General features: G+C 30.2%; 21 protein-coding genes. 11 read left to right on the top strand and 10 right to left on the bottom strand.

All coding sequences use genetic code 11. The features are described 5' to 3' along the window. Positions 1-5: 5 nt before the first annotated feature. A complete protein-coding gene (locus tag IM532_RS06750) occupies positions 6-743 on the bottom strand; it encodes a DUF2911 domain-containing protein (protein ID WP_194182697.1) in 738 nt (245 codons plus the stop codon). Between the two features lie 13 nt (positions 744-756). After that, entirely contained in the window at positions 757-915 is a 159-nt protein-coding gene (locus IM532_RS06745) for a DUF5522 domain-containing protein (protein ID WP_317172997.1), read from the bottom strand. 193 nt (positions 916-1,108) lie between these two features. Between IM532_RS06745 and IM532_RS06740 the strand changes: the two genes are divergently transcribed. From IM532_RS06740 to IM532_RS06725, 4 genes are all read left to right on the top strand, one after another. Beyond that, positions 1,109-1,390, top strand: a complete 282-nt coding sequence (locus IM532_RS06740) for a hypothetical protein (RefSeq protein ID WP_317172992.1) — start codon at positions 1,109-1,111, stop codon at positions 1,388-1,390. Beyond that, positions 1,390-2,307 (top strand): 1-aminocyclopropane-1-carboxylate deaminase/D-cysteine desulfhydrase, encoded by a 918-nt coding sequence (locus IM532_RS06735; RefSeq protein WP_194182694.1) that lies wholly within the window; start codon positions 1,390-1,392, stop codon positions 2,305-2,307. Before IM532_RS06740 ends, IM532_RS06735 begins: the two co-directional genes overlap by 1 nt. Beyond that, positions 2,304-3,401, top strand: coding sequence for a glucosaminidase domain-containing protein (locus IM532_RS06730; protein WP_194182693.1), 1,098 nt, complete (start codon positions 2,304-2,306; stop codon positions 3,399-3,401). Before IM532_RS06735 ends, IM532_RS06730 begins: the two co-directional genes overlap by 4 nt. Positions 3,402-3,482: 81 nt before the next feature. Further along, complete coding sequence (locus IM532_RS06725) at positions 3,483-4,394, top strand: MerR family transcriptional regulator (RefSeq protein WP_194182692.1); 912 nt, start codon at positions 3,483-3,485, stop codon at positions 4,392-4,394. 40 nt (positions 4,395-4,434) lie between these two features. Here the strand turns inward: IM532_RS06725 and IM532_RS06720 are convergent, their stop codons facing one another. Next, positions 4,435-5,193, bottom strand: coding sequence for a GNAT family N-acetyltransferase (locus tag IM532_RS06720; protein WP_228063680.1), 759 nt, complete (start codon positions 5,191-5,193; stop codon positions 4,435-4,437). A gap of 197 nt (positions 5,194-5,390) precedes the next feature. Between IM532_RS06720 and kbl the strand changes: the two genes are divergently transcribed. From kbl to IM532_RS06695, 5 genes are all read left to right on the top strand, one after another. Continuing rightward, positions 5,391-6,590 carry a glycine C-acetyltransferase gene (kbl, locus tag IM532_RS06715; RefSeq protein WP_194182691.1) on the top strand — a complete coding sequence of 400 codons (1,200 nt, stop codon included), beginning with the start codon at positions 5,391-5,393 and terminating at the stop codon, positions 6,588-6,590. 129 nt (positions 6,591-6,719) lie between these two features. Further along, a complete protein-coding gene (locus tag IM532_RS06710; protein WP_194182690.1) occupies positions 6,720-7,055 on the top strand; it encodes a toxin-antitoxin system YwqK family antitoxin in 336 nt (111 codons plus the stop codon). Beyond that, entirely contained in the window at positions 7,018-7,221 is a 204-nt protein-coding gene (locus tag IM532_RS13850; RefSeq protein ID WP_194182915.1) for a toxin-antitoxin system YwqK family antitoxin, read from the top strand. Before IM532_RS06710 ends, IM532_RS13850 begins: the two co-directional genes overlap by 38 nt. Positions 7,222-7,281: 60 nt before the next feature. Next, positions 7,282-9,987 (top strand): PD-(D/E)XK nuclease family protein, encoded by a 2,706-nt coding sequence (locus IM532_RS06700; protein WP_194182689.1) that lies wholly within the window; start codon positions 7,282-7,284, stop codon positions 9,985-9,987. A 147-nt stretch (positions 9,988-10,134) separates the two neighbouring features. After that, on the top strand, positions 10,135-11,394 hold the full coding sequence (locus IM532_RS06695) for a dicarboxylate/amino acid:cation symporter (protein ID WP_194182688.1): 1,260 nt from the start codon (positions 10,135-10,137) through the stop codon (positions 11,392-11,394). Between the two features lie 54 nt (positions 11,395-11,448). On the opposite strand, the gene IM532_RS06690 is transcribed toward IM532_RS06695, so the two are convergent. After that, a complete protein-coding gene (locus tag IM532_RS06690) occupies positions 11,449-11,766 on the bottom strand; it encodes a GNAT family N-acetyltransferase (protein ID WP_194182687.1) in 318 nt (105 codons plus the stop codon). Positions 11,767-11,835: 69 nt separating this feature from the next. Beyond that, on the bottom strand, positions 11,836-13,071 hold the full coding sequence (locus tag IM532_RS06685) for a metallophosphoesterase (protein ID WP_194182686.1): 1,236 nt from the start codon (positions 13,069-13,071) through the stop codon (positions 11,836-11,838). Positions 13,072-13,225: 154 nt separating this feature from the next. On the opposite strand from IM532_RS06685, the gene IM532_RS06680 reads away from it, so the two are divergent. Both IM532_RS06680 and IM532_RS06675 read left to right on the top strand, forming a co-directional pair. Continuing rightward, complete coding sequence (locus tag IM532_RS06680) at positions 13,226-14,473, top strand: CobW family GTP-binding protein (protein ID WP_194182685.1); 1,248 nt, start codon at positions 13,226-13,228, stop codon at positions 14,471-14,473. Between the two features lie 26 nt (positions 14,474-14,499). Continuing rightward, positions 14,500-15,921 (top strand): alkaline phosphatase, encoded by a 1,422-nt coding sequence (locus IM532_RS06675; protein WP_194182684.1) that lies wholly within the window; start codon positions 14,500-14,502, stop codon positions 15,919-15,921. 96 nt (positions 15,922-16,017) lie between these two features. Here IM532_RS06675 and IM532_RS06670 read toward each other — a convergent pair whose 3' ends face one another. The 5 genes from IM532_RS06670 to IM532_RS06650 form a co-directional block, all read right to left on the bottom strand. After that, positions 16,018-16,503 (bottom strand): hypothetical protein, encoded by a 486-nt coding sequence (locus IM532_RS06670; protein ID WP_194182683.1) that lies wholly within the window; start codon positions 16,501-16,503, stop codon positions 16,018-16,020. Positions 16,504-16,830: 327 nt separating this feature from the next. Continuing rightward, entirely contained in the window at positions 16,831-19,002 is a 2,172-nt protein-coding gene (locus IM532_RS06665) for a polyribonucleotide nucleotidyltransferase (RefSeq protein ID WP_194182682.1), read from the bottom strand. Positions 19,003-19,139: 137 nt separating this feature from the next. Continuing rightward, complete coding sequence (rpsO, locus tag IM532_RS06660) at positions 19,140-19,409, bottom strand: 30S ribosomal protein S15 (RefSeq protein WP_194182681.1); 270 nt, start codon at positions 19,407-19,409, stop codon at positions 19,140-19,142. A 209-nt stretch (positions 19,410-19,618) separates the two neighbouring features. Continuing rightward, entirely contained in the window at positions 19,619-19,954 is a 336-nt protein-coding gene (locus tag IM532_RS06655) for a rhodanese-like domain-containing protein (protein ID WP_228063679.1), read from the bottom strand. A gap of 9 nt (positions 19,955-19,963) precedes the next feature. Then, positions 19,964-21,985 (bottom strand): M13 family metallopeptidase, encoded by a 2,022-nt coding sequence (locus tag IM532_RS06650; RefSeq protein WP_194182680.1) that lies wholly within the window; start codon positions 21,983-21,985, stop codon positions 19,964-19,966. Positions 21,986-22,230: the final 245 nt, after the last annotated feature.

The following is a 22,230-nucleotide window of genomic DNA, read 5'->3' as shown; positions in this document are numbered from 1 at the left end:
TAAGTTTACTTTTTCTTTAATTCTGATTCTATTTTAGATTTTAGTTCAGTGAAATATTCTGGTGAATTTGTGTCTTTAGCAAGCGCTATATCTATCCATTCCTTAGCCTTTTTTAAGTCTAATTTTTGCATATAGTAATAATTAGCTGCACTATAAAAATCTCGCGCTGACGAATTATCATTTAATTGTGTCTGAATATTTTGTAAAACTTTTTGATGCGTTGGAACATCAATATTAACTTTTACCTTTGTTATATCCCATTGAAAGACTAGTTTTCCTGAATTAACATTCACCTCATCAAACCCAATTGTAAATGTTTCTACTTTTTCTGAAGTTTTATAAACAGGAACTGTAACTTTTAGAGCAACTTGAGATTCATCCCACGTCTTAGGATTTCCCCAATTATCTGAATTCTTATAAAATATTACATTCCATGATTTTTCTGTTGGTATAGTATATAAAGAATATTTTCCTTTCAATAAAGGCTTACCTTCCAATAATACATCAGTGTTAAATTCTATCGTTGTATTGTTATTGGCACCTGTTCTCCAGACTTCTCCAAAAGGTACAATACCTCCAAATGCAGATCTGTTATTCAAATTCGGACGATAATAATCCACTTCTACTTTTGTAAAACCGATAGTTTGTTCTATTTCAGATTTGTTACTTGCTTGTGGGAATTGAATTTGTGCAAATGCAAACCCAGCAAATAATAATGCGATTAATGTAGATTTTAATTTCATTTATATAATATTTTTACTTTTTTAATAATCCAGTTTTTTTATCAAATCCATATGGACAATGTTTACATCCACTCTTACAACAATATCCTCTTTTTTTAAGATATTGCTCAGTGAAAATCCTAAACCCTTCAGGTGAAAGATAATAATCCCCTTCTTCAAACTTACTCACAATATTTACTTTCTTAAAGAACTAATTTACGAAAATAGTAATTAAAACTACTTTCTGATAGCTAGAATGTTCATGAGAAGCGCAAAATCAATCATTATTAGGAAAATGCAATGGATAAGTTTAATTTTGTATCCCTAATAAGGAATTAATGTTTGTAATTGCACTTAGGTGGTTATTTAGAAAAAATTTTGTGGGAATGGCTATATTTCCTTTTATATTATTAAGAACTAAGAAGGATAAAAACGACTTACATCTTGTACACCACGAAAGAATACATATTATTCAACAAATAGAATTGTTGGTTCTTCCATTTTTCGTTTGGTATGGAATAGAATATATTTTTCGATTAATGCAATATAAATTTGATGGAAATAAAGCTTATCGTAATTTAAGTTTTGAAAGAGAAGCTTATGCAAATGAACATGATTTAGATTATTTAAAAAAACGTAAATTCTACGCATTTATCAACTATTTATAATGAATTGGAAGAATCAAAAAAGTAATATAGAATCTATTGATCATCCTTTATTAAAAGAGAAAAAAATTCATCTTTCTTTTTTAAGAGAAGATTTGCTTCATCCTTTAATATCTGGGAACAAATACAGAAAACTTAAATATAACATACAAAAGGCGAACACTTTAGGTTTCAGAAAAATTATTACCTTTGGTGGTGCATTTTCTAATCATATTGCTGCGACAGCCGCTGCAGCTAAACTTAACGGTTTGGAGGCTATTGCGTTTATACGTGGAGAAGAAATAGAAAATTTAATTGATGAGAACTCGACCTTAACTTTTGCCAAAAATCAAGGGATGAAATTTAAATTTCTAACTCGTGAGGCATATAGGTTGAAAGATACTGATGCATTTTTAGAAAATTTATATGATGAGTATCCAGATTATTATATTATTCCTGAAGGTGGTACAAATGATTTAGCCATCAAAGGTTGTGAAGAAATTTTATATGAAGAATGTAATAAATTTGAGTTTATCACGTCATCTATAGGTACAGCGGGTACAATTGCAGGAATATTAAATTCCACCACTGAAAATCAGCACGTACTAGGTTTTCCTGCACTGAAAGGAGATTTTTTAAATACAGAAATTTGTAAATTAACACTTAAAAGAAATTTTACACTTTTTAACAATTATCATTTTGGTGGATATGGTAAAGTAAATGATGAATTGATTGAGTTTATCAATCAATTTAAAGCTCAAACTAATATACAGCTAGATCCTATATATACAGGAAAAATGGTATTTGGGCTTTTAGATTTAATAAAAAAAGACTTTTTTAAGGAAAACTCTCGCATATTAGTAGTACATACTGGCGGTTTGCAAGGTATTGAAGGAGTAAATAAAATATTATTGAAAAAAAATAAAACAATTATACAATGAGAATATTGTTATTCGTTTTTGGCTTTTTAACAGCCATAGTCGGACAAGCGCAAGAAAACAGAGATATTACTTATATACGTAATCATGCAGCTTTGGCAGTTAAAGAAATGGAAATATATAAGGTTCCGGCAAGTATCACATTAGCACAAGGCTTATTAGAAACTGGTGGAGGGCAAAGTAGATTGGCAGAAAAAGCTAATAACCACTTCGGTATTAAATGTAAAGGTGAAGCTGAATGGCCATCTCATAAAGAAAGAATTTATCATAATGATGATGCAATTGGTGAATGTTTTAGAAGCTATAAGTCTGTAGATGAAAGTTACCGTGATCACTCAGAATTTCTTGCATTAAGACCATATTATAAAGCTTTATTTAACCTTTCTGTTACTGATTATAAAGGTTGGGCTCATGGGCTAAAAAAAGCTGGGTATGCCACAGATCCATCCTATGCATCAAAATTAATCAGTAGAATTGAAAAATATAATTTGCATCAATTCGATAATATTTCTTCCTCTGAAGTGTATGCAAAATTATATCATCTTTTTGGTAACGAAAAGGATAAATACTATGTAACTAATGAGTCTAAAACTATTGAAAAGACTCCTTCCACTACTACAATAAACAAAACTACAATTCACAAAAATGAAGATAAGCAATATGTAGAAACTAAAACGACTACAATTGCTAAAACATCTAACGAAACTCGACCATCAATTACAATAGAAACTCGTAAAAAAAATCCGACATTTCGTATTAAAAAGCACCCCAACAATCTTACTTATGTAGTAGCTGAGGCCGGTGAAACTTTAGGAACATTAGCTAAATTATATAATAAGAAACCTTCAGATTTAGCAAATTTTAATGAAATTAATATGGGTACTAAATTATCCGAAGGTCAGATTGTGTTTTTTGACAAGAAAAAATCTAAAGGTATACAAAGTGTTTACAAAGCAAAATCTGGTGAGGATATGTATAGTATTTCACAAAAATTTGGTGTGAAAATCAGTAATTTATACAAATTTAATAATATGAATCCTGGACAACAACCAAAGGATGGACAACATATCTATTTAAAATCAAAAAAGAAGTCATAAAATACAATTGAGTTTAAAATTAGATTGGTAGAAATATCGCTTTTTTTTGTTACATTTAAGTTCTACTTAACACAAAATATTATGAATCGTTTTACTATCAATCAATTGAGTTATTTATCTGGTTTACCAGATAAAACAATTTTATTTTGGAAAAAAAAGTATAATGCCTTTCAGGATTGTAATCTTGAAAATAAACCAGATTTTAAATACAATACTGAGCATCTAAATCGCTTATTAAACATTTCTACATTATTTCATCTAGATAAAAAATATGATTTACAAAGTATTTGTCAATTGGATAATGACACATTACAAGTAAAAGTAGAGATTGAATTAATGTCCAATTTGATTAAAAAAAACCTGAATGAAGACATTATTAATCAACTAGTTGCTTCTTGCTTAACATACAATGAAACTCGATTTAATTTAATCATTGATAGTGCAATAAAAAAATTAACAATTAGCGATTTTTATAATTTTATTTTATATCCTTTTTTAATGAGGATTTATGAAACTTTTCAAGCTAATGAAGAAAAACCAGTGCAATTCTTCTATATGAAAAGTTTATTGAAAGGTAAATTTCATTATTTGATAGAATGTTCACCAAATTTCGTAGACAAGAAAAGCAAAGTTCTTCTATTTTTACCGCATGGAGAAGTAAACGAAATTGGATTATTATTTTGTAATCTAATTTTAAAGAATCATGGTTTTCAAACATTTTATATTGGTTCTAACCAAACCATTACTGCAGTGCAACAAGCGATTGATGATATTTCACCAGATCTTATAATATCATTTATACCTAATAATGATAATATTAAATCTTATAATGCGACACTAGAAAGTATTACGTTTGATTTATCTAAAATGATGATTCTCGGAATGGATTCTAATTTAAAAAATATTAAAAATACTGAGTGTACTAAAATCTCTAAATTAGAAGAGTTTCATATTATATTGGATGAATACGAACAAAAAAAGGCTGAAGTTTAAACTTCAGCCTTTTTTTGTTCGTATCTTATTTTAAACCTATTTATAAAGTCTTTTCAAAAATAAAATCATCCATGATGTAGTCATTTCCTATTTCAAATGTTTCTGACTTTTTATTGACAAATCCATTTTTCTCATAAAAACGTATAGCTTTTGCATTCTTTTTATTCACAGTTAAATAAATAGATTTCAATTCGTTTTCTAACGCAAATTCTATCACATGATTTAACATTGATTGACCTAAACCTGTATATGTAGGATCTTGTTTAAGATATATCTTCGATAAAAATAGTTTACTTTCTTCTATTTTATAATGCAAATATCCTACTGGCACATTATCTGCTTTTAGAATTTCCCATTGATCGCCATTTGCGATATTTTCGTCAATTTTAGATGTATTATACATCATATCCAACATATAATCTATCTGCTCTTGCGAGATTATATCTTTGTAACACACATTCCATATTTCATTTGCTAACGAAGAAACTAAATGTTTATTCTTTTCATTCACTTTATGAAAATGTAAATAAAAATTAGTTTTCACTGGAATAATATGTTTTACTTTAGTAACAGCTTCTTTCAACTCTTCTATTATAGGTTCTTGCTTTGCGATAACTTCTCTCATCCATTTATTTTTAATGTAGTTATAATAAATAACACCAATTAAAATAAACATAATTATTTCTAAAATAAGATTTAGATTATTCTCTTCCATGTATTTATAGATCGCTTCTTGGTCCATAAAATTTAGGTCTATTACATCAAACATCATCAATGACATTAAAATAAATGTGAACATGACAATGCCTAGGAAATATAATCCTATAGCAGATAGAATTACTTTTACTTTATTTTTTTTAAATACTCTTGCTAAAAAGTAAAATTGAAAGGCAAATATGACAGCTAAAAACACTTCTTTATAAATTTAATCAACTACAAAGTTAATCAAAACTAAGTTGAAACAATTATATTTGTAAGAAACAAAAGTGATTTATTATGTTTAGCAATAAATTTCAAGACTACTTACAAACGCAATTGGATGATTTACAAGAACAAGGATTATTCAAAAAGGAAAGAATTATAGCGTCTCCACAAAGTGCAGAGATAACTTTAGATAATGGAAAAACATTATTAAATTTTTGTGCAAACAACTATTTAGGTTTATCAGATAATACTGAGGTTATTGCTGCTTCACAGAAAATGTTAGATGAACGTGGATATGGTATGTCATCTGTTCGTTTTATTTGTGGAACACAAGATGTACACAAACAATTAGAAAAGAAAATTGCTAACTTCCTAGGTATGGAAGATACAATTCTATATGCGGCTGCTTTTGATGCAAATGGTGGTGTTTTTGAACCGTTATTTACTGAAGAAGATGCCATTATTTCTGATGAACTGAACCACGCCTCTATTATTGATGGTGTTCGTTTATGTAAAGCTGCACGTTACCGTTACAAAAACAATAACATGGCAGATTTAGAAACTCAATTAATTGCAGCTTCCGAAAAAAATCATCGTTTCAAAATAATTGTTACAGATGGAGTTTTCTCTATGGATGGTATTGTTGCTGATTTAAAAGGCGTTTGTGATTTAGCTGATAAATACGACGCTTTAGTAATGGTAGATGATTCACACGCTACAGGCTTCATTGGTAAAACTGGTCGTGGAACACATGAGCATAACGATGTTATGGGACGTGTAGATATTATTACTTCTACTTTAGGAAAAGCTTTAGGTGGAGCAATGGGTGGATTTACTTCTGGAAAAAAAGAAGTGATAGAAATGCTTCGTCAAAAATCGCGTCCATATTTATTTTCTAACTCTTTAGCGCCAGGTATAGTTGGTGCTGCTTTACAAGTTTTAGATATGTTAGAGAGTGATACGACTTTACGTGATAAAGTTATGTGGAATGCAAACTATTTCCGTACGGAAATGGTTGCAGCTGGTTTTGATATTCCTGATGGTGATGCAGCAATTGTTCCTGTGATGCTATACGACGCGAAATTATCACAAACTATGGCAGATAAATTATTAGATGAAGGAGTTTATGTAATTGGTTTCTTCTTCCCTGTTGTGCCTAGAGACAAAGCACGTATACGAGTGCAATTATCAGCATCACATACAAAAGAACAATTAGATCATACCATTGCAGCTTTCACAAAAGTTGGAAAAGAATTAGGTGTGATTAAATAAAAAATATTTTTCAATAATATATTCTAGCGACTAATTTCTTAGTCGCTTTTTTTATGGAAATGTATTAACTTTAATACATTATTTATTTTTTCAACTTATTTAGTAAAATTGAATCCAAGATATATATTGATGAAGAAACTTTTATATTTTATTATGCTAATTTTTATTCAAAGCTTAGCAAACGCACAAACACACTATGAAAAGATTATTCGTTATAAGAATGGTAATATAAAAAGTATTATTTCGTATAATTCAAATAATATAAAAGATGGCCAGACAATCAATTATTATCCAAATGGTAATATCCAAAGTTATATCCCATACATGAATGGTAATATAAATGGCGTTGTAGAAAATTATTATAAAAACGAAATATTAGAAAGTACTGGAATTATTGTAGATAATCTTTTAGAAGGAAAATTCTACTATTTTCATAAAAAATGGAAAACCGAAATCTATAATTAATTTTGAAAAAAATAAGCCCAAAAATATAGAAAAGTGTTTCGATAAAAAAAGTAATATTCTTTACTGTGGGCCATTCAACAATGGCAATGGTGAAATTTATATTTATGATGAAAACGGGAATTTAATTTCTAAAGATCATTTCAAAAATGGAGAATTTGTCAATTAAACGTCACCTATTGTCTTTTAAACTCCTATTTTTACAAATATATTCAACAGCTACAATTATATGTCTCATTTTATAGAAAGAGTTGTCACAGACTTATTAAACCAAAAATTAGATTTTTTTAATACTACTTTAGTCTTACCAGGAAAGCGCCCCATGTTATTCTTTCGCCAAGAATTTCAGAAACAAGCTCATACCATACTTTTGCCTAAGATGATAAGTATTGAAGATTTTATGGCAGAAATTTCAGAATTAGAAATTATTTCCGGAATTAATCTTTGGTTTAAAGCCTATCAATCGTATAAAAAGGTTGTGGATAAACCAGATACTTTTGAAGAATTCATAAAATGGGGACCAACCATTTTAAAAGATTTTGATGATATTGATGCTTCATTAGTTGATCCAAATAAAATCTTAGATTATCTTGTTTCTATAGAACGTATTGAAAAATGGGGTAAGGATGAAATTTTTGTGAATAAAAATGAAGTGATGCAAAAGCATATCTTGTTCTGGCAAATTATCAAAAAATTCTATTTTCAATTAAGAGCAGATTTGGTGCAAGAGAATCAAGGATATTCTGGATTAGTTTTTAGATTAGCAGCAGACAAAATAGAAGATATAATTGCTTCACAAGAACATCAATTTATTTTTGCAGGGTTTAATGCCTTAACCGAAGCTGAACAAAAAATCCTATTTTCTTTCGAAAAGAATAACATCGCTCAGATTTTTTGGGATGCAGATAAATATTATTTAGATAATCCAAACCAAGAAGCTGGAGCTTTTATGCGCAGATATCAAAATAAATTATCGAGCTGGAAATGGACTTTTGATGAATTTAATAATCCTAAAAATATACATGTTACTGGAGTTGCTAAACAAGTAGGCCAAGCTAAATATATAGCAGATATAATTGCAAAAATGGATGAAGATGAGATTAAGAATACTGCTTTAATTTTGGCTGATGAATCTATTTTACCTGCGATTTTAAATTCATTACCGGATAATATCTCTTACTTGAATATATCAATGGGAATTCCTCTAAAAACTGTTCCATTAGCACAGTTTTTTAAATCTGTTTTTGAATTACAGATGAATCGTGAAAAACTTGGAAAAGGAAAAACATTCTATTTTAAAAATGTTTTACAAATCTTAGAAAATAGAACTTTGTCTAAATTTAGTACAGAATCTTCACGAGAAATCGCTTCTATAATCCGTACGAACAATAGAATATTTAATGCAGAGAAAACCTTACAAGCACATCTTACGGACAATATTTTCGCTCCACTTTTTACAATTCCCGGTAGTTTAACGGAATTCGTTTTTCAATTGAAAATTTGGATTGAAAATCTAATGAATAACACTGCCCTTAATGATGGTTCTGATGTAAAACATTTATTACTAAGAGAATATTTGTTTTTTTTCAAAAAGGTCTTTATTCAATTACACGAAAATTTAACGCAAGTTACAGATGTACAAGATTTTCGTACATTATATTTATTATACAATAAAATTGTACAGGCTGAATCGATTTCTTTTATTGGTGAACCTTTAAAGGGATTACAGTTGATGGGACTTTTAGAAACGCGTTTAATTAACTTTGAAAATATCATTATGACGTCTGTTAATGATGAAATTTTACCTTTGGGAAGACAAAATAATACGTTTATACCTTATGATATTCGGAAAGAAATGGGCTTAAATACTTTTACTGAAAATGACTCAATTTATGCTTATCACTTTTACCGTTTATTACAACGTGGTAAAAATATCCATTTAGTATATAACACTGAAGCTGATGGAATGGGTTCTGGTGAAAAATCAAGATTTATTTCTCAAATTAAATTGGAAAGTAAGCATCAGATTACAGAATCTTTTGCTGCTCCAAGCTTTGTTAATAGACCGCTAAAGGAGATTGTAATTGAGAAAACTCCTCAAACCATGGAGAAGTTAAATAAATGGGCTGAATCTGGAATTTCATTTTCCTCACTTTCTACTTATTTAAGAAATCCTTTGGATTTTTTTGAACAACGAATTTTTAAAGTATCAGAAGTGGAAGAAGCTGAAGAGATGGTTTCAGCCAAAACATTAGGTAATATTGTTCACCATACGTTAGAGGAATTATACACGCCTTGTTTAAATCGAATTCTTACTATAAGTGATTTTCAGACCATCGCAAAAATAAAAGACTTAAGTCTACAAAAGTTCTTTAAACAAGAATACAAAGATGGACATATGCATCAAGGACCAAATTTTTTAGTATATAAAATTGCCGAAAGAATTATAAATGGTGTCCTAGAGAAAGATAAGAACACAGCTATAAATTCAGAATTTATTATTACTCATCTTGAATCTAGTCATGAAATTGACTTTAATTTAGATAACGGAAAAACAGTAAAACTTTATGGTATTATTGACCGTATGGATTGTGTAGATGGTCAAATTAGGATAGTTGATTATAAAACTGGATTTGCAAAAGATTTAAAAATTGATTCTGAAAAGGTGAATGTCGTTTTTGAGGATAGTGATAAAGCTAAGGAATTACAATTATGTTTCTATGCACATTTATTTTATGCAAATCCAATGAATAAAAATAAAACAATTGAATTGTGCATCTATCCTATAAAGTTTCCTAAAAAAGAATTATTCAAACTTAAATTAGATAAAAGCACAATAATAGATGAATCGATTATTGATTTAACTAATAAACCATTAAGTGCATTAATAGAAACAATATTAGACCACTCGATTCCATTTGAGAACAGTAAATAGGTAGAATTAAAGTTAAATATATTTAACTTTAAATAACATTACAATGTATTAATATACAGTGTATTGACACATGAAAACTGTAATATTAATAAATTTTAGTTAACTATTTCTAAAAATATGTTAGTTTTGGGATAAATAAAATTAATAATGAAAAACAATAAACTTTTCATCGCAATTATCATTGCGCTTGTATTAGGTGTTGGGATTGGAGGATACATCCATTACAATACATCACCCGAATTTATTGCTTCGTTTTCTAAAAATATTAAAATTTTAGGAACTGTATTTATTCGATTAATCCAAATGATTATTGCACCATTAGTTTTCTCAACTTTAGTTGTTGGAATTGCAAAAATGGGAGATATGAAAATGGTTGGACGTGTCGGAGGACGTGCTATGGGCTGGTTTATCACCGCTTCATTAATTTCTTTACTTATCGGACTTTTTGTAGTAAACATAACTAAACCTGGTGTTGGTTTGGATATTGTGATGGATAGCGGTTCTGCAGATGATTTGTTGAAAGCAAAAGCAAATTTATCATTAGAGCATTTTGTGGAACATATGATTCCAAAATCTGTTTTTGAAGCATTTTCGACAAACGAAATTTTACAAATTGTAGTTTTTTCTATCTTCTTCGGAGTAGCTTTATCTGCTTTTGGTAAAGAAGGAGAAATGGTTACCAAAGCTTTAGATAAAATTTCTCATGTAGTTTTAATCATGGTTGGATACGTAATGTGGACAGCTCCATTAGGAGTTTTAGGTACTATTGCAGCGGCTGTTGCAACTTACGGCTTCGGCATTTTCGCTTTATATATTAAGTATTTATTAGCATTTTCTTTAGGGATAATATTGCTATGGATTGCCTTACTTATTGTAGGATATTTTATTATAGGAAAACGTTTATTCGACTTATTAAGACATATTAAAGCACCACTATTAATTGCTTTTTCGACAACATCTTCAGAAGCAGTGTTCCCTAAATTAGTCGAAGAATTAGAAAAATTTGGTGCACAAAAGAAAATTATTTCTTTTACATTACCTCTTGGATATTCATTTAACCTAGATGGATCCATGATGTACATGACATTTGCATCTATATTTATCGCACAAGTATATGGGATTGATATGCCTATAGAAAAACAATTATTAATGCTATTAGTATTAATGTTGACTTCTAAAGGTGTTGCTGGGGTGCCTCGCGCTTCATTAATTGTAGTTGTTGCGACTTGTTCTATGTTTGGTATTCCGCCAGAAGGAATTGCTCTTATTTTACCAATTGACCATTTCTGTGACATGGCACGTTCTATGACTAACGTTTTAGGAAATGCATTATCTACAGTTGCAGTTGACAAATGGGAAGGCCATGTAGCTATTGAGCAAGAATTTGTTCATGACGATGAAGCTTAAAATATAATTAAATACGTAAAAAGCGAATCTTAAAAGATTCGCTTTTTATTTTTATTAGAGTTCTCCATATTTAGGAAAAGTTGTATCAACTATTCTCTTCCAGTCTGGATGTTTTTTTATATATGCATATACATAAGGACAATAAGGATACAATGTAAAATTATTATTTTCTAAATACACTAAGGTTTTTTCAACTAAAGTAGCTGCTACACCTCTACCTCCTAATTCTTCAGGGACCTCAGTATGAATTAATTTAATTAATTGATCTTTTTGTTTATAATCTATAAACGCTATATATCCATCAATTTCTAATTCAAAACGTGATTTATCACTATTTTTCACCACTTGATGTAGTTCATAATTTTCATTCATAAAATGCTTATTTACTACAAATTACAATTTTATTTTTTAGATATTACTTAAAATAATCATAAAGAAATATTATTCAGCATTAGCTAACTCAATAACTGTAATTTCTGGCCAAATACCTACTCTACCAGGATAAAAATGGTATCCAAATCCTCGGTTTACGTTAATCCATTTGTCTTTATATTGGTAGAAACCTGCCCATTGCGGATAAATATATTGTGAGGGACTCCATTTAAGACCTATACTTGGAACTTCAATTCCTAATTGCATTCCATGCGTATGTCCAGCTAGTGTTAGATCGTAATATTTAGGATCATTTTTTACTTCTAAATCCCAATGCGAAGGATCGTGTGACATTAATATCTTAAAAATATCTCTATCTAATCCTTCTGAAGCTTTTTGTAAATCTCCAGCTTTTTTAAATCTTGCGCCCCAATTTTCTACTCCAACTAATGCTATTTTTTCACCGGCTTTTTCTATAATTCTATGTTCATTCAATAATAGTTCAAAGCCTATTTTAGGAAATATAGCTTTTATTTTATTCAAGTTATCTTCTTTAGCTTCTTCAGATTTCCAATCCGTATATTCACCATAATCATGATTACCCAATACTGCAAAATTTCCATATGGTGCTTTTTTAATTTTACTAAAAACTGGAATCCATTTATCCATTTCCCAATAAAAATTATTTACAATATCTCCAGTGAATAATAAAATATCAAATTCTTGTTGATTTATTAATTCAATTGCTTTTTCTATTTTTTCTACATTATCTAAACTTCCTGAATGGATATCAGTAATATGTAAAATTTTAAACCCTTTAAAACCATCAGGCAAACGCTTCAGGGTTAATTTTTCTCGTATTACTTTATAGTTATATTTTCCAAGCGTCATTCCATGTATCAATCCTGCTATAGGGATTGCAGCTAGTCCCATTGCAGTATAATAGATAAACTTTCTACGTTCTGGTAAAAATTTATCCGCAGAAATTGGCGTATCAAAAATCATATTTTTACCCCAACCTATTAGCCGAATTATATCATCTAACAAAAAGAAAAACAAGAAAATAGCACGTGGAAAAGCAATTAACATAAACAAGCCAACACTCCACATAAATAATGGTGTCTGACCTATATTTCTATCAAAAAACAAGAAATTATAAGACATAAATGCCATTACAAAAACAGTAGAAAGGATACAACCAAATAATATTATTTTACTTGTAATAAAAGTTTTAAATGCGAAGTATAGATATACTTCGATGACAAACATTAGGATCAATAAACCTATTAATGAGTTTTGAAACATGTAGTTTTTAGAATTTAAACAAAAATAGACGATAATAGTAATCCACCAATATTTTTCATAATACTTAACAGATTTTTAGTAAAAATATCATTCAAAAATAAAAATTGAAGCTGTAATATTCTTTAAATTTGTATGATTTATACATCATACAATTATGCAAACTAAATTACCAGTAACTGTTCTTTCCGGATTTTTAGGAAGTGGAAAAACAACTTTACTTAATCATATTTTACACAACAAAAAAGGTCTAAAAGTAGCTGTAATCGTTAACGATATGGGCGAAGTAAATATCGATGCTCAAATGATTGCACGCGATAATAACTTAATACAATCCGATGAAAAGCTAGTGGAATTAAGCAATGGCTGTGTGTGTTGTGAAATTCGCGAAGATTTAATTGAAAATATTCACGAATTGGCACAGTCAGGTAAATACGATTATTTAGTAATCGAAAGTTCAGGGATATCAGATCCAGGACCTATTGCTCAAACATTAGACTTTGTATCGCCTGACGGGAAAATTGATATACCTAAATACGCTCGTTTAGATACTTTAGTAACTGTAGTTGATGCACTAAATTTCTTTAGAAACTTCGGAACAGATGAAAATGTTTTTGACCGTGGTTTAACTGAAAATAATGAAGATGATCGTCCGATTGTCAATTTATTGATTGATCAAATCGAGTTTGCAAATGTAATTTTATTAAATAAAATTGACGCAATTGATAAAGAAACCCAATCTCGCATAGAATCTTTTTTACATAAATTGAATCCAAATGCTCATATCATTCCAACAAAATTCTCAGAGATTGATTTAGCTGAAATTTTAAACACGAATCTTTTTGATTTTGAGAAAGCACAAGATATGGATGCTTGGGTAAGAATGCTAGAAGAAGAGGAAAAACAAAAGGAGCATCATCATGATCACGAGCATGGACACACTTGTGGACCAAATTGTTCACACGATCATCACCACCATGTAGAAGAAAAATATGGGATGACTTCGTTTGTATATCGTCAAAAAACACCTTTCCATGCAGAACGTTTCCTTACATATTTGAATGATTCATTTCCTCAAACAGTTTATCGATCAAAAGGATTATTTTGGATGGCAAATCGACCAGATGATGCTATATTTTTAAGTCAAGCTGGTGGAAGTATCCGTATTGATCCTGCTGGAGCTTGGTGGTGTGCAATTCCAAAACAAGAACGTGAAATGTATGCCGCTTACCAAATGAACAAAGCTAACATTGATGCAAAATGGTCGCAAGAATGGGGCGATCGTGTGATAGAAATAGTATTAATTGGTCAAGGTATAGATAAAGAACAAATCACAAAAGAATTAAATGCTTGTTTATTAAATGAGCAAGAAATTGCCGAATGGCAAGCAAAACACAACGCATAATACAAACAAAATACAATAGCCAAAAAATGGATAGAAGAAAGTTCTTTAAGAAAGGAACATTATTAGCGGCAGGTGGCGCATTATTAGGAAATCCGATAAGTGGTTTAGCGACTACAATGGAATATGACCTTTCTGCAAAAGGAAAACGTGCAAAGAATATTATTTTTATGGTTTCTGATGGTATGAGTACAGGAACACTTGCTTTATCTGATCATTTTCAAAATCATATTTTGGGTCATCGTTCTGTTTGGATGAGTGCTTATATAGATAATAAAGTAACGAGAGGTTTAATGGAAACTTCTTCTGCATCTTCTATTGTTACAGATAGTTCGGCAGGAAGTTCTTCTTTTGGTGGTGGAGTACGCGTTCCCAACGGATCTTTAAATGTTGGTGCTAATGGTGAAAAATATTTACCTATCTGGCAAAAAATGAAACGTAAAGGAAAGAAAATTGGCGTGGTTACTACTGTTACAGCTACTCATGCAACTCCAGCAGGTTTTAATGTTAATAATAATTCGCGTTATGCTGAACCACAAATTGCAATTGATTATCTAAATTTAGGCTTAGATGTTGTAATGGGTGGTGGAGATGAATTTTTCAATGGAGATAAACGTGAGGATAAAAAAGACCTTTATAAGGCTTTTGCAGAAAAAGGATATGCAATAGCGAAAAATTCGTCTGAATTAAAGAAAACTGGAAAAAATCAACCAATTCTTGGAATCTTCAATGAAGGAGCACTTCCCTATCAATTAGATCGTGAAAATACTCCTGAATTAAAAGCAAATATTCCGTCTTTAGCTGAAATGGCAAAGAAAGCGATTGAGCATTTAAATACAGGAAAAGAAGGGTTTGCTTTACAAATTGAATCTGGAAAAGTAGATTGGGCTGCTCATGCAAATGATTTAGGCGGATTATTATTTGAACAAATTCAGTTTGATGAAGCCTTAAAAGTAGCTTTAGAATTCGCAGAAAAAGATGGAGAAACTTTAGTTATTTTTACAACTGATCACGGAAATGCCAATCCAGGTTTAATATATGGTAAAAATGCAGATAAAGATTTTGAAACCGTTGCAAAATATAAATACACGAACGAGTGGATTTTAAACCAAATTGATAATAGTTTTTCTCCGAATGCAGTTCGTGATTTGGTTCAAGCTAATTTAGGATTTGAAATAACTTCATCAGAAGCTCATAAAATTCTTGGTTACTATAGTAATATTCAAAAAGAGGAACAAGGTTTATACAACTATAAACATTTACCTTATGAAGGTTTTGCTAATATGCAGAAGAAACACAGTTCTGTGGGATGGATTTCGATGGATCACTCGAGTGATCACGTTGAAGTTGCGGCTTTTGGACCTGGTAAAGAGTTATTAAAACCATTTGTAAAAAATACAGATTTACACTATTTGATGTTGCAAGCAGCACAAATTGAAAATAAATTCTAAAAATCTTTTTCTCGATACAAAATTCTCTCAGAATTTCACTCAAAATCAAGATTTTAAAAATAGTAAAGCGACTTCTGTATGGAGTCGCTTTTTTATTTATCCAATCCAAGCATATAGTGTTGATTTATATCTCCAATTATTGTCTTTAAATTCCATCAATATTAAATTTCCACCTCCACATAAGCCTTTACATTTTTCTTCTTCGTAAAAGATCGCATAATTATTATTTTTAGAAAATAATACTTTCGAAAATTGAATTCTATTATTTTGCTTGGTATGATGATTAATAAGAAATTTATATTTTTTTGAATTTAAAAGAATAGGATTTTCTAAATCAAATTCATTTTTTACAATCAGATAATTTTCCAAATCTTCATCGATAATATCTTCTTCAAATATTAATTGATAATAATCTTTAATTAATATTTTTAAAAAGTTTTTATTGGAAATTATTTTAAACGATAGATTTTTATTTACATTTTCTTGTAAAACATATGATTCAATCACTTCTGTTGGATTTTGAGCATTCACACAATTAGTAAATAAAAAGAAAATCAATATGAAAAGTTTATAATTTACCATTTATATAATTTTTTATTGTATTAAATAATTTAATGATAGATAGTATAATTGAAATCGGTAATAGGAAGAAAAATAAACTATACGTAACCCATCCTTGATCAATCAAATTATTATACTCTAGTGAATATATTCCAATAGAATACAAATACATAATTCCGCAAACTACTAGTAATAAATCTATTAACCTAAAATATTTCTTTAATATAAAGATTGTAATAATAGTTATTAAAAAAGGAATCAGAAGCGTATAGATGTAAAACATAATTAAAAGATACAAAAAAAGTCCACGCTAACACGTGGACTTCTGATATTATTTAAAAGCTAAAATTAAGCTTCTGGCTTATCTTCAGATTTTTCTTCTCTTTTAGGAGCTTCTTTTCTTTCAGGTTTTGGTAATAAAGCCTTACGAGATAATTTCATTTTCTTTTTATCATCGTATCCTAAGAATTTAACGTCGATTTTATCTCCGATGTTTAATGCATCTTCAACTTTTTCTAAACGTTTGTGCTCAATTTCAGAGATGTGTACTAATCCTTCAACCCCTTTAGAGATTTCTACGAAAGCTCCGAATGGTTTGATAGATTTTACTACAGCATTATAAACTCCATCAACCTCAGGAACGAAAGCAATTTGCTTAATACGCTCAATTACACGATCAATATTTGCTTGGATAACACCGTTAATCTCAACACGTCCGTGGTTTTCTTCTTCAGTAATTGCAATAACAGTTTCTGTCTCTTTTTGCATTTCTTGAATAACTTTTCCACCAGGTCCGATAATTGCTCCAATGAATTCTTTAGGGATTTCAACAACAACAACTTTAGGCGCATTTGGTTTTAATTGCTTACGTGGCTCAGATAAAGTATCCGTTAATTTACCTAAGATATGTAAACGTCCTTCTCTTGCTTGTAATAATGCAGTTTCCATGATCTCCATAGATAACCCTTGTACTTTGATATCCATCTGACAAGCAGTGATACCATCAGCAGTTCCTGTTACTTTAAAGTCCATATCTCCTAAGTGATCTTCGTCTCCTAAGATATCAGATAATACAGTGAATTTTCCAGATTTTTGATCTGTAATTAATCCCATTGCGATACCTGAAACTGGTTTTTTAATTTGTAAACCTGAATCCATTAATGCTAATGTACCTGCACAAACAGTTGCCATAGAAGAAGAACCGTTAGATTCTAAAACTTCTGAAACGATACGTACAGTGTAAGGACAATCGTCTGGTAACATTTGAGCTAATGCTCTTTGCGCTAAGTTTCCGTGACCAACCTCACGACGAGAAGTTCCTCTTAATGGACGAGCTTCACCTGTAGAGAATGGAGGGAAATTATAGTGTAAAAAGAATTTTTCGTCGAAGTTATTTACAACACCATCAACCATGTTTGCATCTTTAGAAGAACCTAAAGTTACAGTAGCTAATGCTTGAGTTTCCCCACGTGTAAAGATTGCAGATCCATGTGTAGATGGTAAATAATCTACTTCTGTCCAAATTGGACGGATTGTTTTAGGATCACGACCATCTAAACGAATACCTTCGTTTAAGATTAATTGACGTACAGCTTCTTTTTGTACATCATGGAAGTAAATATGTGCAAAAGGTTTAACGCGTGCTAATTCTTCTTCGTCCTCAGCGTATTGTGCTAAGAATTCTTCTTCAACAGCAGCGAATTTATCACCTCTTTCTGTTTTTTCTGATGGAGATTTGGCAATTTCGTAGAATTTATCATATCCGAAAGCCCAAACTTTTTCGCGAATTTCTTCGTCATGAGTTTCATGAGAATATTCACGTTTTGGTAATGATTTTCCAACTTTTTCAGCTAAACGTTCTTGCGCTTCAACTTGTTTTTTAATTTCTTCATGTGCAAATTCAATCGCGTCTAACATTTCACGCTCAGAAATTTCGCTCATTTCACCTTCAACCATAACTACTGAATCTTTCGATCCACCAACCATAATATCGATATCAGCTCTTTTTAATTGCTCTAATGAAGGATTAATCATGAATTCTCCGTCTAAACGAATAACTCGTGCTTCTGAAATTAAAGTGAATGGAATATCTGTAATTGCAATGGCAGCAGATGCAGCTAGTCCTGCTAAAGCTTCTGGCATTACTTCTTTGTCATAAGACATTAATGAGATCATCACTTGTACCTCAGCATGGAAATCTTCTGGAAACATTGGTCTTAACACACGGTCTACTAATCGCATTGTTAATACCTCATCATCTGATGGTTTTGCTTCTCTTCTAAAGAAGTTTCCTGGGATGCGTCCTCCTGCGTAAAATTTCTCTCTATAATCAACTGTTAAAGGTAAAAAATCTACACCTGGATTAGCGTTTTTATTTGCTACAACTGTAGCTAATAACATGGTATCACCCATGCGTACAACAACAGATCCATTTGCTTGTTTAGCTAATTTACCTGTTTCTATTGTAATTTCTCTTCCATCTGAAAGAGTGATTTTTTCTGTGATTGCCTGTGGAATCATTCGTCTTCTGTCTATTAAATTCGTCTAAAGTTAAGGCCGTATACCTTAACGTAATTATAAAAGTATAGTATTTTATCCTTTTTATAACAAAAAAAAAGGCAATATATTTCAATTGCCCTTTTTTATAAGTTTTAAAATTACTTACGTAATCCTAATTCAGCGATAATTGCACGGTATCTTGTGATATCTTTTTTCTTTAAGTAGTTTAATAATGCTTTACGCTTACCAACTAACATAACTAAAGATCTCTCTGTATTATAATCGTGGATATTTTTCTTTAAGTGACCAGTTAAGTGGTTGATACGAAAAGTGAATAATGCGATTTGTCCTTCAGCTGATCCTGTATCTTGAGCTGATTTACCATGTTTAGCGAATAATTCGCTTTTTACTTCTGATGTTAAGTACATGCCAATATTATTTAATAATTATTATGTGGTGCAAATATACAATATATATTTCAGCTACGAAATACCTATTTAATAATTTAAAGCTTCCTTAAATTGAATTTATTTTAACACTTTTAATTGAAGGAATTTAAAAAGGTTTTTATTTTTAAAAATAGAAAAGGACGGTATTTAATCAATGCCGTCCTTATACTATACATCTAGTGTCAATTTTATGCTTCTAAAACATCTAAAACATCTTGAAAACCTCCTCCATTATATACATCCTCAATTCCTTGAGATTGTAAATACATGGCTGCATTTCCAGAACGTTGTCCACTTCTACAAAATACGATAATTGGATGTGCCATTGCTTTAATTTCCTCTACTTGCGTAGGTACATCTCCTAATGGAATATTGATTGCATTTGGAACAAATCCCTCTGTATCTAATTCATATGGTTCACGAACATCGATTAATGTTCCTTTACCGCTTTTTATTGCTTCTACAGTTGTCATACTAATTACTCTATTTCTATTTAAAAACCAAGTTTTGATTTTTTTAAACATATATTTTTATTACCAAATTTTAATACGCTCTGCGGGTGCTTTATAAAGTTTATCTCCAGGTTTTGTTTGGAAAGACTCATGGAAAGCATCTATATTAATGATCGGAGCAAACGCACGATAATAACCTGGCGAATGTGGATCTGTCTTTACTTGGTTAATTAAAGCTTCGTTTGTAGCTTTAGTTCTCCAAATTGTTGCCCAAGATAAGAAGAATCTTTGTTGTGGTGTAAATCCATCAATATTTGCGTAAGTTCCTTTATCTTTTAAATACATTTGTAATGCATCAAAAGCAACAGAAGCTCCACCTAAATCTCCGATATTTTCACCCGAAGTAAATACCCCATTTACATGTACACCTTCCACTGGAGAGTATGCATCATATTGCTTTGCTAAAGCACTAGTTGCATCTTTAAATTTTTGCTCGTCTTGTGGTGTCCACCAGTTTACTAAATTCCCATCACCATCAAATTTCGCACCTGAATCATCAAATCCATGAGAAATTTCGTGACCGATAACTGCCCCAATTCCTCCAAAGTTTACAGCAGCATCAGCTCTATAGTCATAGAATGGTGCCTGTAAAATAGCAGCTGGAAAAACAATTTCATTATTTGTTGGGTTAAAGTATGCATTAACCGTTTGTGGAGACATTCCCCAACGAGTTTTATCTACTGGCTTACCAAAATCTTTTAAATTTTCAGCAAAACGCCATTTACTAATGTTTAAATTATTTTCAATTAAAGAACCTCCCTCTTGTAAAGATTTAACTGATAATCCAGAATAATCTTTCCATTTGTCAGGGTAACCAATCTTAACAGTAAATTTATTTAATTTTTCAATTGCTTTTTTCTTTGTTTCTGCTGACATCCACTCTAAGTTATTGATGTGCATATCAAATGATTTGAAAACATAGCTAATTAATTCTTCTGCATCTGCCTTAGCTTCTGGTGGAAAATTATCTTTCACGTAGATTTGTCCTAATAACTCTCCTACTGTTCCATTTACATACCCTAAACCTCTTTTATCTAAAGCGCGTTGCTCTTTTTGTCCTGATAATTTTTTACCAAAGAAATCAAAATTAATTTGCTCTAATTCTGTAGTCGATCCATCAGCAAAAGAATTAACTAATTTGAATTTTAAATAATCCTTAATGATTGGTAAATTCTCTGTATTGATAATTTTATCTAAGTTTTGGTAATATCCTAATTCACGAATAATTACTTGATCAGGATTAATTCCAAATGACTTTACATATTTTACTAAATCTACATTCTTAGTCAAAGCATCAGCTTCCGCTAACGTCATTTTATTGTAAGATTTGTTTGGATCGCGGCTTTCTTCTACAGTTTTAATGTATTTCGCAATCATTTTCTCGAAAGCTACGATTTTAGCCCCTTTTAAATCTCTAGTTTTAGCTCCTGTAAAAGGAAAAACTTGATCTACATATTGAGTAAATTGACCTAAAGTTTCTGTATTTTTCACATCTTCTTTTTGGTAATATGTTTTCCCAAGAGTTAAACGAGCATTTCCTAAGTAAACTGCATTCTCTTTACTGTTTTTCATATCAGTAGAAATCCCAATTCCAAAAAATGGATTTTCCCCAATAGGAGTTACCTCAGTTAAATAAGCTTGTAAATCATTTAAGTTTTTGATATTATCAATTTGCTTAAAATATTTTTGAATAGGTGCTAAACCAGTCTTATTACGAGCCTCTAAGTTTGTATATGCATTATATAAATCTGCGATTTTTTGTTCATTAGAACCTTTCGCATATTTTTTACCTAATAAATCATTAACTAATTGTAAAGAAACTTTATCTGTATTTTCTCTTAATTCATCAAAGCTTCCCCAACGTGCACGGTCTGAAGGAATTTCTGTAATTTTATTCCAGTTTCCGTTTACAAATCCATATAAATCATCTTGAGGTCGAACACTTTTATCCATATAATTTGGATTAAAAGCTTGATAAGGTGCTTGTGCATTAACTAATACCGAAGTACAAGCAAATGCAGCAATTAAAAATTGTTTTTTCATTATAGTTAATTCTTTTATGTTGTCTAATGCTATTCTTACAAATTTAACGAGATAATTGAATTAGCCTTCATTTATAACCCATTTTTTAAAAGAAATAAATGAGAATTTATTGATTAATTAATAAAACAGCTGTAATTTATTAATTTAAGACAAACAGAGGGTTTAAAGTTTTAAATATTCATTTAAAATATGAAATAAAATTACTTCATTTTATATTTTCACTATCTTTGGGAGGCAAACAAATT

It is taken from the genome of Faecalibacter rhinopitheci, from assembly GCF_015234135.1.
Taxonomy (GTDB): Bacteria; Bacteroidota; Bacteroidia; order Flavobacteriales; family Weeksellaceae; genus Empedobacter; species Empedobacter rhinopitheci.
This window is presented reverse-complemented; position numbering and strand designations above follow the sequence as displayed.